The 15,133-nt window shown below is 56.6% G+C and carries 14 protein-coding genes and 1 pseudogene; 8 read left to right on the forward strand and 7 right to left on the reverse strand.

The annotated features are described in order from the left end of the window. Positions 1-3 precede the first annotated feature (3 nt). Positions 4-1,242, reverse strand: coding sequence for a zinc-dependent alcohol dehydrogenase (locus tag D5067_RS16610; protein WP_119935117.1), 1,239 nt, complete (start codon positions 1,240-1,242; stop codon positions 4-6). 181 nt (positions 1,243-1,423) lie between these two features. On the opposite strand from D5067_RS16610, the gene uspG reads away from it, so the two are divergent. Beyond that, entirely contained in the window at positions 1,424-1,852 is a 429-nt protein-coding gene (uspG, locus tag D5067_RS16615; protein ID WP_119935118.1) for a universal stress protein UspG, read from the forward strand. 61 nt (positions 1,853-1,913) lie between these two features. Here the strand turns inward: uspG and ahpF are convergent, their stop codons facing one another. Both ahpF and ahpC read right to left on the reverse strand, forming a co-directional pair. Next, complete coding sequence (gene ahpF, locus D5067_RS16620) at positions 1,914-3,479, reverse strand: alkyl hydroperoxide reductase subunit F (RefSeq protein ID WP_119935119.1); 1,566 nt, start codon at positions 3,477-3,479, stop codon at positions 1,914-1,916. A 187-nt stretch (positions 3,480-3,666) separates the two neighbouring features. After that, on the reverse strand, positions 3,667-4,230 hold the full coding sequence (ahpC, locus tag D5067_RS16625; RefSeq protein ID WP_010428492.1) for an alkyl hydroperoxide reductase subunit C: 564 nt from the start codon (positions 4,228-4,230) through the stop codon (positions 3,667-3,669). Positions 4,231-4,853: 623 nt separating this feature from the next. On the opposite strand from ahpC, the gene citR reads away from it, so the two are divergent. From citR to D5067_RS16640, 3 genes and pseudogenes are all read left to right on the forward strand, one after another. Continuing rightward, positions 4,854-5,774, forward strand: a complete 921-nt coding sequence (gene citR, locus D5067_RS16630) for a DNA-binding transcriptional repressor CitR (protein ID WP_119935120.1) — start codon at positions 4,854-4,856, stop codon at positions 5,772-5,774. A gap of 126 nt (positions 5,775-5,900) precedes the next feature. After that, positions 5,901-7,124, forward strand: a complete 1,224-nt coding sequence (locus D5067_RS16635) for a phosphoadenosine phosphosulfate reductase (RefSeq protein ID WP_119935121.1) — start codon at positions 5,901-5,903, stop codon at positions 7,122-7,124. Continuing rightward, positions 7,109-7,736: pseudogene (locus D5067_RS16640) on the forward strand (IbrB-like domain-containing protein). The gene D5067_RS16635 and the pseudogene D5067_RS16640 overlap by 16 nt, the downstream one beginning before the upstream one ends. Here D5067_RS16640 and D5067_RS16645 read toward each other — a convergent pair. Continuing rightward, the gene (locus D5067_RS16645) at positions 7,737-8,897 is read right to left on the reverse strand and encodes a pyridoxal phosphate-dependent aminotransferase (protein ID WP_119935122.1); all 1,161 of its coding nucleotides are present in this window, start codon (positions 8,895-8,897) and stop codon (positions 7,737-7,739) included. It lies immediately after the preceding pseudogene. A gap of 122 nt (positions 8,898-9,019) precedes the next feature. Between D5067_RS16645 and D5067_RS16650 the strand changes: the two genes are divergently transcribed. The 3 genes from D5067_RS16650 to D5067_RS16660 are packed head-to-tail and all read left to right on the forward strand — an operon-like array spanning position 9,020 to position 10,859. Continuing rightward, positions 9,020-9,634, forward strand: a complete 615-nt coding sequence (locus D5067_RS16650; protein WP_119935123.1) for a methylthioribulose 1-phosphate dehydratase — start codon at positions 9,020-9,022, stop codon at positions 9,632-9,634. Next, positions 9,631-10,320: an acireductone synthase gene (gene mtnC, locus D5067_RS16655; RefSeq protein ID WP_119935124.1), complete on the forward strand. Its 690-nt coding sequence runs from the start codon at positions 9,631-9,633 to the stop codon at positions 10,318-10,320. The genes D5067_RS16650 and mtnC overlap by 4 nt, the downstream gene beginning before the upstream one ends. Continuing rightward, positions 10,317-10,859 carry a 1,2-dihydroxy-3-keto-5-methylthiopentene dioxygenase gene (locus tag D5067_RS16660; RefSeq protein ID WP_119935125.1) on the forward strand — a complete coding sequence of 181 codons (543 nt, stop codon included), beginning with the start codon at positions 10,317-10,319 and terminating at the stop codon, positions 10,857-10,859. The genes mtnC and D5067_RS16660 overlap by 4 nt, the downstream gene beginning before the upstream one ends. 96 nt (positions 10,860-10,955) lie before the next feature. Here D5067_RS16660 and D5067_RS16665 read toward each other — a convergent pair whose 3' ends face one another. Both D5067_RS16665 and mtnA read right to left on the reverse strand, forming a co-directional pair. Further along, complete coding sequence (locus D5067_RS16665) at positions 10,956-11,426, reverse strand: SRPBCC family protein (RefSeq protein ID WP_119935126.1); 471 nt, start codon at positions 11,424-11,426, stop codon at positions 10,956-10,958. A 43-nt stretch (positions 11,427-11,469) separates the two neighbouring features. Further along, on the reverse strand, positions 11,470-12,486 hold the full coding sequence (gene mtnA / locus D5067_RS16670; RefSeq protein WP_119935127.1) for an S-methyl-5-thioribose-1-phosphate isomerase: 1,017 nt from the start codon (positions 12,484-12,486) through the stop codon (positions 11,470-11,472). Positions 12,487-12,590: 104 nt separating this feature from the next. Here mtnA and mtnK point away from each other — a divergent pair, with 104 nt between their 5' ends. Further along, on the forward strand, positions 12,591-13,790 hold the full coding sequence (mtnK, locus tag D5067_RS16675) for an S-methyl-5-thioribose kinase (protein ID WP_119935128.1): 1,200 nt from the start codon (positions 12,591-12,593) through the stop codon (positions 13,788-13,790). A 52-nt stretch (positions 13,791-13,842) separates the two neighbouring features. On the opposite strand, the gene D5067_RS16680 is transcribed toward mtnK, so the two are convergent. After that, positions 13,843-15,084, reverse strand: coding sequence for an LVIVD repeat-containing protein (locus tag D5067_RS16680; RefSeq protein ID WP_119935129.1), 1,242 nt, complete (start codon positions 15,082-15,084; stop codon positions 13,843-13,845). Positions 15,085-15,133: the final 49 nt, after the last annotated feature.

The raw sequence follows: 15,133 nt of genomic DNA on the forward strand, positions 1-15,133 counted from the left end.
GCGTCACACCACCCCGCCGGGGAACGCGTTGACCAGCCCTTTTACCTTCTGCTCCGCCGCCTCAGGCGTATCTGCGCCAGGCACCAGGATCACCTTGCGGCACTCCTCTTCCCGTTTTTCAAAAATCTTGTAGGCGCGTTCAGCATCCGACAGCGGCAGATAGTGCGTGACGATCTCCTCAGGCGTGAGCAGGCCTTTTTCAATCAGCGGCAGCAGCTCTCCCAGCCAGGCATGCACGTGCGTCTGGCCCATCTTAAAGCTCAGCCCCTTATCAAACGCATCGCCAAACAGGAAGCCGTGTATAAAACCGGCATAGACGCCGGGCACGCTCACCACGCCGCCGCGACGCACGGCTGCAATACACTGGCGCAGGGCTTTACCGCTGCTGCCCTCAATTTTGAGATTGCTGAGGATCGTTTCCGTGGTGCTGCCTTTGGCTTCAAACCCGACGGCATCAATCACCGCATCTACGCCGCGCTGCCCGGCCGTCTGCTCGATAATTTTTTCCGCCGCATCGTTATCGTCGTCGAAGTTAATGGGGATGGCACCGTAACGCTCCTGGGCAAATCGCAGCCGATACGGGTGATGGTCAATCACGAAAATCTGCTCAGCGCCCAGAAGCCGCGCGCAGGCAATGGTCAGTAAACCGACCGGCCCCGCGCCGAAAACCGCCACGCTTGAGCCTTTTTCAATCTGCGCGTTTTTTGCCGCCTGCCAGGCGGTAGGCAGGATGTCAGACAGGAACAGCGCTTTATCATCGGAGAGAAGCTGGGGCACTTTGAACGGCCCCACGTTGCCCTTCGGCACGCGAACGTACTCCGCCTGACCGCCCGGTACCCCGCCGTAAAGGTGGCTATAGCCGAACAGCGCTGCGGGCGCGGGGATCTGCTTCTTATTCAGCGCAGCCCCCTGCCCGGCGTTGGTTTTCTCGCAGGCGGCGTACTGCTGCATCTGGCAAAAGAAGCAGTCCCCGCAGGCAATGACGAAGGGAATAACCACCCGCTCGCCCTTCTGGAGGTTCTTCACATCCCTTCCCGTTTCGACCACTTCGCCCATAAATTCATGGCCAAAAATATCGCCGTGTTCCACCTTCGGGATCTTGCCGCGATAGAGATGCAGGTCGGACCCGCAAATCGCCGTGGCCGTCACGCGCAGGATGATATCGTCAGGTTGTTCAATTACGGGATCGGGGACATTCTCAACGCGAACATGGTGCGGACCGTGGTAGGTGAGTGCTTTCATGCGACCTCCGAAAGGATGTGGGTAAGCTTATAAAAGGGTAGCGTCCTCTGGCGGTCTGCCCTGGAATCCGGGCGTTTTGAGATTTATCCTGGCGAGATAAAAAAGTGCTGTTGAGATTACAGAAACCAATAATATTTTATGTTTGAATGAATTCAGCGTTTATAAACAAGGAGAAACGGTTATGTATAAGACAATCATTATGCCGGTTGATGTTTTTGAAATGGAACTGAGCGACAAGGCCGTACGTCACGCGGAATTCCTGGCGCAGCAGGACGGCATTATTCATCTCATGCACGTATTGCCGGGTTCCGCCAGCCTGAGCCTGCACCGCTTTGCCGCCGACGTGCGCCGCTTCGAAGAGCATCTGCAGCACGAAGCCGAAACGCGCCTGCAAACCATGGCCGGGCACTTCACTATCGATCCTTCTCGCATTAAAACCCACGTCCGGTTCGGCAGCGTGCGCGACGCCGTTAACGAGCTTGCGGAGGAGCTAAAGGCTGACGTTGTGGTGATCGGCTCCCGCAATCCGTCGATTACCACCCATCTTCTGGGATCGAACGCGTCGAGCGTCATCCGCCACACGCACATTCCGGTGATGGTGGTCAGATAAAAAAAAGAGGCCACCTTTCGGTGGCCTCTTGCTATTGCAGGTGTCGTCTTACTTTCTTTTATTATGCTGTTTTGGTACGGATCAGGTAGTCAAACGAACTCAGTGACGCCTTCGCACCTTCGCCGGTCGCGATGATGATCTGTTTGTAAGGCACGGTCGTACAGTCACCCGCCGCAAACACGCCCTTCACGCTGGTTTCGCATTTGGCATCGATGATGATTTCGCCCATGCGGTTGCGCTCAATCGCGCCTTCCAGCCAGGTGGTGTTTGGCAGCAGGCCAATCTGGACGAAGATCCCCGCCAGCGGCACGCTGTGAACATCACCCGTTACGCGGTCGCGGTATTCCAGACCCGTCACTTTGCTGCCGTCGCCCTTCACTTCCGTGGTCTGCGCGTTCAGCACGATATCGACGTTTTTCAGGCTGCGAACTTTATCCTGCAGCACCTGGTCGGCCTTCATCTCTGGCGCAAATTCCAGCAGGGTCACGTGTTCAACGATACCCGCCAGGTCGATAGCCGCTTCCACGCCGGAGTTACCGCCGCCGATCACCGCCACGCGCTTGCCTTTGAACAGCGGGCCGTCGCAGTGCGGGCAGTAGGTTACGCCTTTAGTGCGATACTGATCTTCACCCGGCACGTTCATGTTGCGCCATTTCGCGCCGGTCGCAATGATGATGCTGCGCGCTTTCAGCACCGCGCCGGACGCGGTTTCAATCTGGTGCAGACCACCTTCAACCGCCGCAGGAACCAGCCTGCTGGCGCTCTGGCTGTCGATGACGTCAACCTCGTAATCGCTAACGTGCGCCTTCAGCGCGCCGGCCAGCTTCTGACCTTCGGTTTTCGGCACGGAGATGTAGTTTTCGATGTCCACGGTATCGAGTACCTGGCCACCAAAACGTTCGCCCATCAGGCCGGTACGAATGCCTTTACGCGCGGAATACACCGCCGCCGCCGCCCCCGCAGGGCCGGAGCCCACAATCAGCACGTCGTATGCATCACGCTTGTTCAGCGCTTCCGCCGTGCGTTTTTCGGCACCGGTATCCACTTTGGCAACGATTTCGGTCAGCGTCATGCGGCCCTGGCCGAACTCCTGGCCGTTCAGGTAGACCGCCGGAACGCCCATCACGTTACGATCGGTGATTTCGTTCTGGAACGTACCGCCGTCAATCGCCGTGTGCTTGATGCGCGGGTTCAGGACTGACATCAGGTTCAGCGCCTGCACCACGTCCGGGCAGTTGTGACAGGAGAGCGAGTAATAGGTCTCAAACTCAAAATCGCCGTCGATATCGCGGATCTGCTCCAGCAGCGCCTGCGCTTCTTTAGACGGATGACCGCCGGTCCACAGCAGCGCCAGCACCAGAGAGGTAAATTCGTGCCCCAGCGGCGAACCGGCAAAACGCGGCCCGCGATCGGAACCCGGGTTGGTAATCAGGAAAGAAGGTTTGCGAACGGCCAGCGTGTTGTCTTCTTTGAACGTCACCTTTGGTGACAGCTCGGCGATCTCTGCCAGCAGCGCTTTGATTTCTGCCGATTTCGCGCTGTCGTCAAGCGTAGCAATCAGCTCCACGGGTTTGGTCAGTTTCTCAAGGTAGGCCTTGAGCTGGGTTTTCATGTTTGTGTCGAGCATTATTCTTCCCTCTCTTAAGACGTCATCATGCAAGCTGCCTTGCACAGGCGGCCTGAATGCAACTTGCATCATGGTGCTTGGATGAAATGGGCGCGGGTGCGCCCATTGATTGCCGGGTGGTACTTCGATTACCCGGCCTACGATACTGTAGGCCAGTGCAAGCGCAGCGCCGCCGGGCTTTACAGACTTAGATCTTGCCGACCAGGTCTAAAGATGGAGCCAAAGTCGCTTCGCCTTCTTTCCATTTCGCCGGGCACACTTCGCCTGGGTGAGAAGCAACGTACTGAGCGGCTTTCACTTTACGCAGCAGGTCAGATGCGTCACGGCCGATACCTTCAGCGGTAACTTCGATAGCCTGGATAATGCCCTGCGGGTCAACAACGAAGGTCGCACGGTCAGCCAGGCCTTCATCTTCACGCATGTTTTCGAAGTTACGGGTCAGGGCGCCAGTCGGGTCACCGATCATCGCATATTTGATTTTTGCGATGGTTTCAGAGCTACCGTGCCATGCTTTGTGGGTGAAGTGGGTGTCGGTCGAAACAGAGTAAACGTCTACGCCCAGCTTCTGCAGTTCGTCGTAATGGTCAGCCACGTCACCCAGTTCGGTCGGGCAAACGAAGGTGAAGTCAGCCGGATAGAAGAAGAACACGCTCCAGCGGCCTTCGGTATCTTTCTCGGTTACTTCGATGAACTCACCGTTTTTGAACGCCTGGTTTTTGAAAGGTTTAATTTTAGTGTTAATCAAGGACATCTGTACTTCCTCCGTGTTTTCGTTGAGAGGTAAGGTAACCAACTTTACTCATCGGGGCTAATGCGTATGCTTTATCAAATCAATCAGCCAAACCTTACAACCTCAACAAGACAGCAAGGTGAACCTTGAACAGGAAAGCCTGAAAGTAAAAAGGCCGCCTCAATGGGCGGCCCTGATACCTGAATTCCCCGCAGGTTCATTCAGTGCCAGCCGAAGCTGACGTTGCGTTGCGCTCTACAACCCTTAGCTTCAAGGCGGTAACAGCGGTTTGATTACACCATTCGGGCCGGGATTGAGCAATCCATAAGAGAGGCATTCCTGCCTATGACTGTGATAGGTAAAATCAAAAATGCTTTCAAAAGGTTATAAATTAAATTTTATTATAAATCACTCCCCATATATAAATATCGTTTGTCATTCAAATAATCCACTCACGCTTTAAAGATAAAATTATCTTCATCGCCCGTGAAGTTCTGTTTCATTAATCTAACGCCGTGATATATTAAGGCTATGTAAATATAAACTTAAGTAAGTGAACCCCTACGATTGTAAATAGTTCGCTTCATTCTATAGTTATCAATGATGTGATAACGACAGCAAACGCGGCACACTCAGGACGAACCATGGCAAATCTCTACGATCTTAAAAAATTCGATCTCAATCTGTTAGTCATATTCGAATGCATATACCAACATCTCAGTATCAGTAAAGCCGCCGAAACGCTCTATATCACCCCCTCTGCCGTGAGCCAGTCGCTGCAGCGCCTGCGCGGCCAGCTCAATGACCCCCTCTTCATACGTTCCGGTAAGGGGATTACGCCCACAACGGTCGGCACCAACCTGCACTATCATCTTGAGCAGAACCTCAACCAGATTGAGCAAACTATCAACCTGATGCACCACACGGAGATCAAGAAAAATTTCGTCATTTATTGCTCTCAAATGGTGACGCCAGGCTATATGCTTGAACCAATGAAGCTATTAATGGCTGAAGATAATTATGAAATAGAACAACGCGATATGCTTCTCTCCCCGGAATCCGCAGAAGATCTGCTTGCGTACCGTAAGGCGGACCTGATCTTCACTAATGCACCGGTAAATAACCGCTCTGTGGTCTGCACCCACTTTACCACGGTGCCGATAGTGCTAATTTGCAGAGACGGCCATCCGAGGATTGCCGACCCGACCACTGCCGAAGCGTTATACCGGGAGAAGTTTACCTTTTACCAGAGTAGTCACCCGGGCGTTAAGGAATTCCAGAACCGCGCCAATGACGTCTTCCCGGAGAGAAACATCGCGTTTCGTACTGACTCCGTCAGCTCGCTCATCTCTATGGTCAGCTCATCGGATTTATTAGGCTTTATTCCCGTTTCAATCTTTGAGACATATAAAGACGCGTTAAAATTAAAACTGATTACCCCCCCCTTTGAACTTCCCCAGATGCATGTCTATATGCTCTACAGTCGTTCATCACTGAACAGCAGCGTTTTCTCAACATTCATTGAGAAAATGCATAAACTCTGTTTTTCCCCTTTAACTGATTAAGAATCATTTGCAAGGTACACGATTAAAAACAGGGGAAAGAAAATGATTTCGTGAAAGTAAGAATAAATACTTTCATAATAACCGTTAATTTCGGTTAGGCATTTACCACGCAGGATGCGATGAACCATGTCGATCTATAAAATCCCTTTACGGGAAAATGTTCTTGAGGCCGCTGCTGAACGCATAGGCTGGACGCTTAACAATTTTCAGCGAGTGTGTATTTCCTTTTCTGGCGGAAAAGATTCTACCGTGATGCTTCATCTTGTGGCCCTCCAGGCGCGGCAGATGAAACGAAAAATAGATGTGTTCTTTCTGGACTGGGAAGCGCAGTTTTCATTAACCATCAGGCATATTGAAACACTGCGGGCGCTTTATCAGGATGTTATTCAACAGTTCTGGTGGGTGGCGCTCCCGATTACGACCCAAAACGCCCTCTCTCAGTTTCAACCTGAATGGCAATGCTGGGCACCCGAAACGCGCTGGGTTCGCCAGCCGCCGGAAGATGCCATTACCGATGCTCACTATTTCGATTTTTACCAGCACGGCATGACGTTTGAGGCCTTCGTCCGCGATTTTGCCGAATGGTACGCGCAAAAACGCCCCGCAGCGGTCATGGTTGGGATCCGCGCTGATGAGTCCTACAACCGTTTTCTGGCTATCGCCTCTGCACGTAAGCAGCGTTTTTCTGATGATAAACCCTGGACGACCGTCGCACCGGGCGGGCATGCCTGGTATGTCTACCCCCTCTATGACTGGAAAACAGCCGATATCTGGACCTGGTTTGCAAAAACCGGCTGCTGCTATAACCCGCTATACGACCTGATGTACCAGGCCGGCGTGCCGCCGCGCTATATGCGTATCTGCGAACCCTTTGGCCCCGAGCAGCGCCAGGGGCTGTGGCTCTACCATGTTGTTGAACCCGAACGCTGGGCCGCCATGTGCGAGCGCGTCAGCGGCGTGCGCAGCGGGGGAATTTACGCCGGACACGACAATCATTTTTATGGCCATCGCAAAATACTGAAGCCCGAACGCCTTTGCTGGCGTGAATACGCCATGCTGCTGCTCGACAGCATGCCGCAAAATACGGCAGAGCATTACCGCAATAAAATCGCGGTGTATCTTCACTGGTATCAAAAGCGCGGCATGGAGGATATCCCCGACACCCAGGACAGCGATATCGGAACCAAAGATATTCCCTCCTGGCGGCGTATCTGCAAGGTTTTACTCAATAACGATTACTGGTGTCGGGCACTTTCCTTCAGCCCAAACAAACCCAAACATTATCAGCGCTACAGCGACAGAATGAAGGCCAAACGCAAGGAGTGGGGCATTTTATGCGACAGCGAATAATCACCGAAATGGAAACGTACCTTCAGTCACTTCCCGAAGAGGACCGAATAGGCGCCATTAACGCTTTTAGGCTGGCGATACATAAAAACAGCCCTTTCCGTGAGCAGCCTATAGACTGTGTGCTCTGGGTTAAGCAGGATGATATTACCGCCAACGATTACAACCCCAACAACGTTGCCCCTCCGGAAAAACGCTTGCTGAGCAAGTCCCTGGAGCTTGATGGATTCACTCAACCTATCGTTGTGACGCAGAATGCGTCTCGGCACTACGAAATTGTCGACGGTTTTCATCGCCATGAGATTGGCGCGAACCGGGCGTCGTTAAAGCGCCAGCTCAAAGGCTTCTTGCCCGTCACCTGTCTGCGCCAGGATCGGCAGGACAAACATAACCGCATGGCGGCCACCATTCGCCACAACCGGGCGCGCGGGCGACATCAAATCAACGCCATGTCAGAGATCGTCCGTGAGCTGGTTCAACTCGGCTGGAACGACGAAAAAAATAGGCAAGGAGCTGGGGATGGATAGCGACGAAGTGTTACGCCTTAAGCAAATCAACGGCCTGCTTGAGCTGTTTGCAGACCGTCGTTACTCCGAAGCCTGGACGGTAAAATAATCAGAGCGTATTCAGACGCTCAGCCGCCGCCAGCAGCGTCGATTCCTGTTTCGCAAAACAGAGGCGAATCAGCCTGTGCGGGAAGGGATCGGCGCAGAACACCGACAGCGGGATGGCGGCAACGCCCACCTCTTTCGTCAGCCACTGGCAAAAGCTCACGTCGTCCAGGTCGGAAATCGCGCTGTAGTCGGCCAGCAGGAAGTAGGTCCCTTCGCAGGGTAAAATCTCCAGACGGCTTTTGCTCAGCGCGTTTACAAACAGATCCCGACGTTTTCGATAGAAGTCCGGCAGATCGCGATAGTGCTCAGGTTCGGCGCGCAGCATATCCGCCAGCGCCAGCTGGGCAGGCGTGTTCACGGCAAACGTCAGGTACTGGTGCACCTTGCGCAGCTCGGCGCTGATGACTGCCGGTGCCACACAGTAGCCCACCTTCCACCCGGTCATGTGGAAAGTCTTACCGAACGAAGAGACGGCAACAGCGCGCTCGCGCAGCTGCGGATGCGCCAGCACGCTGGCGTGGCCTTCTTCAGCAAAACAGATGTGCTCATACACTTCATCACTCAGCACGTAAATTTCACGTTCCGCAATCGCCTGCCACAGCGCGGCGAAGTCGCTTTTCTGCCAGACCGTCGCGGACGGGTTGTGCGGCGTATTCAGGATCACCAGACGGGTTTTATCGCTCAGCAGCGCAGCAAACGCCTGCCAGTCCGGGCGGAAATGGGGTGGCTGCAGCGCCACGCGTTTCACTACGCCGCCGGAAAGCTCGATGGCAGGCGCGTAGCTATCGTAGCTTGGGTCAAAGCAGATGACCTCATCGCCCGTGCGCACCAGCGCGGTAATCGCGGCGTACAGCGCCTCGGTTGCCCCTGCCGTTACCGTGATATCGCTGTTCGCATCAGGCCTGTAGCCATACAGCTCGGCCGTTTTATCCGCAATGGCGTCCCGCAGCGCCTGCACGCCGGTCATCGGCGCGTACTGGTTCGCCCCCTGCGCCACGTGATGGGCCAGACGCGCCTGTAAATAGTTCGGGCCGTCAAAATCCGGGAACCCTTGCGAAAGGTTAATGGCGTTGTACTGCTGCGCCAGGGCGCTCATCTGCGTAAAGATGGTGGTACCGAGATTGGGGAGTTTACTCTGCGGAATCAATGCGTTATTGCTCATTGTGCGGTGCCTGCTTGTAATACTTATGTTGCTGACACTATAACACGATGTTAGTCTTTGGCAATCAAGACGCTTAGACGTCTATACCATATCAATATTCCTGGCCGCGAGGGTAAAAGGAAATGACAGACAACCTGCAACTCACACACCTTGTCGACGCCTGCCGCTGGATTGGCGCCAAAGGCTGGGCGCCCGCCACCGGCGGCAACATGTCGGTGCGTCAGGATGAACGCCTGTGCTGGCTCAGCGAATCCGGTAAAGACAAGGGCAGCCTCACGACGGAGGATTTTCTGCAGGTGGAGATCGCCACCAACCGCGCGCCTTCTGGCCGCAGGCCGTCGGCGGAGACCGGGTTGCACACCCTTATCTATCGTCTGTTCCCGGAGGCCAACGCCGTCCTGCACGTTCATACCGTCAACGCCACGGTGCTGTCGCGTCTGGTGAAAGAAGCCGAACTCAACATCAGCGGCTTTGAAATGCAAAAATCCCTCACCGGACAGACCACGCATCTGGATACGGTAGCCGTTGCGGTATTTGATAACGACCAGGATATCGACGCCCTCGCCTCGCGAATCGCCCATTACGCGCAGGAACGCCCGCTTAATTATGGTTTTCTTCTGCGCGGCCATGGCTTAACCTGCTGGGGACGCGACGTGGCCGAAGCCCGCCGTCACCTTGAAGGATTAGAATTCCTGTTCGAATGTGAAATGCGTTTACGACAACTGGAGAGAGTATGATTCGCGCGATTGTGACGGATATTGAAGGGACCACCAGCGATATCCGTTTTGTCCATGAGGTTTTGTTCCCCTACGCGCGTGAGCGGCTGGGGGCCTTCGTGACCGCGCAGCAGTACGCCGAGCCGGTGAAATCTATTCTGGACAACCTTCGTGATGAAATTGGCCACCCGCACGCCAGCGTCAGCGAACTTATCGAGGCGCTGTATGCCTTTATGGATGAAGACCGCAAATCGACGGCGCTGAAAGCCCTGCAGGGGATCGTCTGGCAAGACGGCTACGTGAACGGCGACTTTACCGGCCACCTCTATCCGGACGTGCTGCCTGCGCTGGAAAAATGGAAGGCACAAGGCATTGATCTCTATGTTTATTCCTCTGGCTCCGTCGCCGCGCAGAAACTGTTATTTGGCTACAGCGACGAAGGTGATATTACTCATCTGTTCAGCGGCTATTTTGATACTCACATCGGCGCCAAGCGCGAGGTGCAGTCTTATCAAAACATTGCGGCACAAACGGGCATCGCCCCGTCGCAGATCCTGTTCCTGTCCGATATTCATCAGGAGCTGGACGCGGCTGAACGGGCAGGTTTTCGCACCCTGCAGCTGATTCGCGGCGATGATGACGGCGCAAGCCATCATCATCAGATCCACCAGTTCGACGAGATTAATCCGGAGCAGATCCCTTCATGAGCGCATTGACCATTTATTCCGATAAAGACGCCAGCCAGCCTCAGTGGCACAGCACCGACGCCGCCGAGATCGCCCAGCAGCTCAACGCTAAAGGGGTGAGGTTCGAACGTTGGGCGGCGGATCGTGACTTAGGCCAGGATCCCGCGCCCGAAGCCGTGATCGCGGCGTATCAGCACGCGATCGACAAGCTGGTGGCCGAGAAAGGCTATCAAAGCTGGGACGTGATAAGCCTGCGCGCCGACAACCCACAGAAAGAGGCGCTGCGCGCGAAGTTCCTGAACGAACACACCCACAGCGAAGACGAAGTGCGCTTTTTCGTGGAAGGCGCGGGGCTGTTCTGCCTGCACATTGGCGATGAGGTGTATCAGGTGCTGTGCGAGAAAAACGACCTGATTTCCGTTCCCGCGGGCACGCCGCACTGGTTTGATATGGGCTCAGAGCCGAACTTTACGGCGATTCGAATTTTCGACAATCCGGAGGGCTGGGTGGCCCAGTTTACCGGTGATGCGATTGCGGAAGCGTATCCTCGCCTGGCATAGGTGAAAGCAAAACGGCAGCTATCGCTGCCGTTTTTAGTGTTTGCTCCCTCTCCCTGTGGGAGAGGGCTGGGGTGAGGGCATCAGGCCGCTCGAGCTTCAACGCTCCAGTCCCTTCACATACCCCACCAGCTGATCCAGCACAATCCCCCACCCTTCGTGGAAGCCCATCTGCTCATGCTGTTCGCGAATTTCCTTCGTCGGATGACGCGCAATCGCCGTATAGCGGGTTTTGCCCTCACCTACGTCTTCCAGCAGCAGGATCGCCGTCATAAACGGTTTCTCGGCAGGCTTCCAGCCTTCGGTATAACCGTCGGTAAAGACCAGCTTTTTACCGGGATCGATTTCAAGAAACACGCCCCGGTTATCCATCCGCTGCCCGTCCACCTCAAACACGGTGTTGAACCGCCCGCCCACGCGCAGGTTGAGATCGCATTCGATCACCCTATGGGGAGCAGGAATGAAGAAGTTTTTGATATGTTCTGGCGTGGTCCAGCAGAGCCACAGCAGGTCGCGCGGTGCGTCCACCACGCGCTCCAGTTTTAAGTCTGTTTCAGGATCGAGCGTCACGATGCTGTCCTCTAAGGGGAGCCCCTTACAAGGATAGCCGGACTCAGGCGAATTTCCCGTTTGCCACCTCTTGCGGCGTGACCACGCCCGTATCCAGCACCCAGCCGCTAATCAGCGAGGCAGGCGTAACGTCAAACGCCGGGTTGTAGACCTGTGCATCTTCCGGCGCCCACTGCACCGCGCCAAAGCTTCCGGCCACGCCCGTCACTTCGCTGGCGGCGCGCTGCTCAATCGGGATCGCGTCACCGTTCGGGCAGTCCGGGTCGAGGGTCGTTTGCGGCGCGGCAACGTAGAACGGAATGCCGTGGAATTTCGCCAGCACCGCCAGGGAATAGGTGCCAATCTTGTTCGCCACGTCGCCGTTGGCGGCAATACGGTCTGCGCCCACCCACACGGCGTCCACCTGCCCTTTCGCCATCAGGCTGGCGGCCATGGAATCGGTGATGAGCCGATACGACACGCCCAGCTCGCCAAGCTCCCACGCGGTCAATCTACCGCCCTGCAGCAGCGGACGGGTTTCATCCACCCAGACGCTGCTGACGTTACCGTCCCGATGCGCGCGGGCAATCACCCCCAATGCGGTGCCGACGCCCGCCGTTGCCAGCCCGCCGGTGTTGCAGTGGGTCAGCAGATGGCTGCCGGGCTTAACCAGCGCGCTTCCCGCTTTCGCAATCGCATCGCAAAGCCGTTTGTCTTCTTCAATCAGCCGCAGCGCTTCGGCGACCAGCGCCGGAACATAATCTTCCTGCCACAGCGCAATCTTCATGCGGTCAAGGTTGTTCATCAGGTTCACCGCCGTCGGGCGTGACGCGCGCAGGGTGTCCAGCGCCGCCGCCAGCTCGTCGCGGCTTTTACCGTTTTCCGCCAGCAGCGCCAGCAGCAGGCTTGCAGAGAGACCAATCAGCGGCGCGCCGCGCACCCGCAGGGCGTGAATGTGCCCAACCAGCGCCTCAACCGTCGAAGCGTCCAGCCAGCGTTTCTCCTGCGGAAGCGCCTGCTGGTCGAGAATAAAGAGCTGATTATCCGCCACCCGCAGGCTGGTCGTCTGTAATGTCTGCATGTCGTTAATTCCCTGTTGCGTTGTTGTATCACATTGTGTCAGGATGAAGTCCAGATGTATAGACGTCTACATGTCTTTATTAGCAAACCCGTGAGGAACAGGCCATGTCGCAATACCGTACCTTTACCGCTCAGGACGCCGTGGAGTATGCCAGGCAGTTTGGCGGCCTTGATGACCCATCATCGCTGGTGGAGGCGCAGGAGGTAGGCGACGGCAACCTCAATCTGGTATTTAAAATTTTCGACGGCGCGGGCGTGAGCCGCATCATCGTTAAGCAGGCGCTGCCCTACGTGCGCTGCGTCGGGGAGTCCTGGCCGCTGACGCTGGACCGCGCCCGTCTTGAGGCGCAAACCCTGGTCGAGCACTACCAGCACAGCCCCCAGCACACCGTGAAAATCCACCACTATGACCCGGAACTGGCGGTAATGGTGATGGAAGATCTGTCCAGCCACCGCATCTGGCGCGGCGAGCTGATCAACAACATTTACTACCCGCAGGCGGCGCAGCAGCTGGGCGAATACCTCGCGCACGCGCTGTTCCACACCAGCGATTTCTACCTGCACCCGCACGAGAAAAAAGCGCAGGTGGCGAAATTCATCAACCCGGAGATGTGCGAGATCACCGAAGATCTGTTCTTCAACGATCCGTACCAGATCCACGAGCGCAACAGCTACCCGGCCGAGCTGGAAAATGACGTAGCGGCCCTGCGCGACGACGCTCAGCTTAAAGTTGCCGTGGCCTCCCTGAAGCACCGCTTCTTCTCGCAGGCTGAAGCCCTGCTGCACGGCGATATTCACAGCGGGTCGATTTTTGTGGCCGACGGCAGCCTGAAGGCCATCGACGCCGAGTTCGGCTATTTCGGGCCGATAGGTTTTGATATTGGCACCGCCATTGGCAACCTGCTGCTGAACTTCTGCGGCCTGCCGGGGCATCTTGGCATTCGCGATGCCGCCGCCGCGCGCGAGCAGCGCCTGACCGATATTCAGGAGCTGTGGAACACCTTCGCGGAACGCTTCCAGGCGCTGGCAAACGAGAAAGCTCGCGACGCCGCGCTCGGCGCGCCGGGCTATGCCTCCGCGTTCCTGAAAAAGGTCTGGCATGACGCCATCGGCTTCTGCGGCACCGAGCTGATTCGCCGCAGCGTCGGGCTTTCTCACGTCGCGGATATCGACACCATTCAGGACGAGGCGATGCGCCACGAATGCCTGCGCCACGCCATTACGCTCGGTAAAGCGCTGATTGTCATTGCCGACCGTATCGACAGCGCGGAAGAGCTGGTGGCACGGGTGCGGCAGTACAGCTGATTTTCTCCCTCTCCCCGTGGGAGAGGGCCGGGGTGAGGGCACTAAACCGCACTTACCCCAAATACTCAATCACCGACAGCCCGCCGTTATAGTCCGTGCTGTAAATAATCCCCTGCGCATCCACAAACACGTCGCACGACTGGATCACCTGAGGGCGATTCGGCCGCGTGTCCATCATCCGCTCAGGTGCCGCTGGCACCAGCGCGCCGGTTTCAACCGGCCGATACGGATTGGAAATGTCATACGCGCGCACGCCCGCGTTCTGGTACGTGGCAAAAATCAGCGTCGAGCTGACGAAGCTTCCCGGCCGGTTCTCGTGCAGGTTGTGCGGGCCGAAATGCGCCCCTTTCGCCACGTAGTCGGTTTCATCCGGCTGCGGGAAGGTCGAGATGCTCACCGGGTTCGACGGCTCGCGGATATCAAACAGCCAGATTAGCTTTTCGCCGTCCTGCTGGTTATCCAGCACCGCTTCGTCCAGCACCACCAGCAAATCGCGGTCCGGCAGCGGCAGCGCGGTGTGCGTGCCGCCGCCAAACGGCGGGCTCCAGCTGCGGTGGCTAATCAGCTTCGGCTGCGCGCGGTCTTTCACGTCCAGCAGCGTCAGGCCGCCGTCGCGCCAGCTGCCGTAGGCGGTATCACCCGCGATAATCGCGTGGTGCAGCGCGTAGCGTTTTCCTTCCGGCCAGTTCGGCTTCTCCCCTTCTGCCTGGTTCATCCCCGGCAGCCACCAGCGCCCCGCCACTTCGGGCTTGCGCGGGTCCGCAAGATCGATGGTCAGGAAGATGTAGTCGGTAAAGCCGTCGATCAGCGCTGAAACGTAGGCCCAGCGGCCGCCGACGTACCAGATGCGGTGAATGCCGATGCCGCTCAGCGACAGAAAGCCGATTTCGCGCGGCCTGTCCGGCGTGGAGATATCAAAGACGCGCAGCCCGGCGCTCCAGCCTTTGTCCTGCACGTCGCTGACGGTCTCCCCCACCTGGCGGGTGTAGTAGACCTTCTCGTCGGCAAAGCGGGCATCGGCAAACAGATCCCGGGCGTTAATCACCAGCAGCAGGTCGTCATGCGCCTGCAGGTGCACGTTCCAGGTGCCGGGCGGCGCGGGCACGTAGCCCGCCGCTTTCGGTTTCTGCGGGTCGCGCACGTCGACAATCGAAAAGCCCTGCGACACCATGTGGCCGATATAGGCGAAACCGCGGTGCACCATCAGCTGCACGCCGTCCGGACGACCGCCCTGGTCGCTATGGCCAATCAGCCGCATATTGCGGCTGTATTCGGGTTGAGGTAATGCAGACATATTTGAGTCCTTTCGCCGGATGGCGGCTGCGCCTTATCCGGCCTACAAC

Source organism: Enterobacter huaxiensis (assembly GCF_003594935.2).
In the GTDB taxonomy this organism is placed as follows: domain Bacteria; phylum Pseudomonadota; class Gammaproteobacteria; order Enterobacterales; family Enterobacteriaceae; genus Enterobacter; species Enterobacter huaxiensis.

Bases quoted from the DNA above. Each gene is read 5' to 3' on its own strand.
- D5067_RS16610 (WP_119935117.1), bottom strand. From the start codon at position 1,242: ATGAAAGCACTCACCTACCACGGTCCGCACCATGTTCGCGTTGAGAAT.
- uspG (WP_119935118.1), top strand. From the start codon at position 1,424: ATGTATAAGACAATCATTATGCCGGTTGATGTTTTTGAAATGGAACTG.
- ahpF (WP_119935119.1), bottom strand. From the start codon at position 3,479: ATGCTCGACACAAACATGAAAACCCAGCTCAAGGCCTACCTTGAGAAA.
- ahpC (WP_010428492.1), bottom strand. From the start codon at position 4,230: ATGTCCTTGATTAACACTAAAATTAAACCTTTCAAAAACCAGGCGTTC.
- citR (WP_119935120.1), top strand. From the start codon at position 4,854: ATGGCAAATCTCTACGATCTTAAAAAATTCGATCTCAATCTGTTAGTC.
- D5067_RS16635 (WP_119935121.1), top strand. From the start codon at position 5,901: ATGTCGATCTATAAAATCCCTTTACGGGAAAATGTTCTTGAGGCCGCT.
- D5067_RS16645 (WP_119935122.1), bottom strand. From the start codon at position 8,897: ATGAGCAATAACGCATTGATTCCGCAGAGTAAACTCCCCAATCTCGGT.
- D5067_RS16650 (WP_119935123.1), top strand. From the start codon at position 9,020: ATGACAGACAACCTGCAACTCACACACCTTGTCGACGCCTGCCGCTGG.
- mtnC (WP_119935124.1), top strand. From the start codon at position 9,631: ATGATTCGCGCGATTGTGACGGATATTGAAGGGACCACCAGCGATATC.
- D5067_RS16660 (WP_119935125.1), top strand. From the start codon at position 10,317: ATGAGCGCATTGACCATTTATTCCGATAAAGACGCCAGCCAGCCTCAG.
- mtnA (WP_119935127.1), bottom strand. From the start codon at position 12,486: ATGCAGACATTACAGACGACCAGCCTGCGGGTGGCGGATAATCAGCTC.
- mtnK (WP_119935128.1), top strand. From the start codon at position 12,591: ATGTCGCAATACCGTACCTTTACCGCTCAGGACGCCGTGGAGTATGCC.
- D5067_RS16680 (WP_119935129.1), bottom strand. From the start codon at position 15,084: ATGTCTGCATTACCTCAACCCGAATACAGCCGCAATATGCGGCTGATT.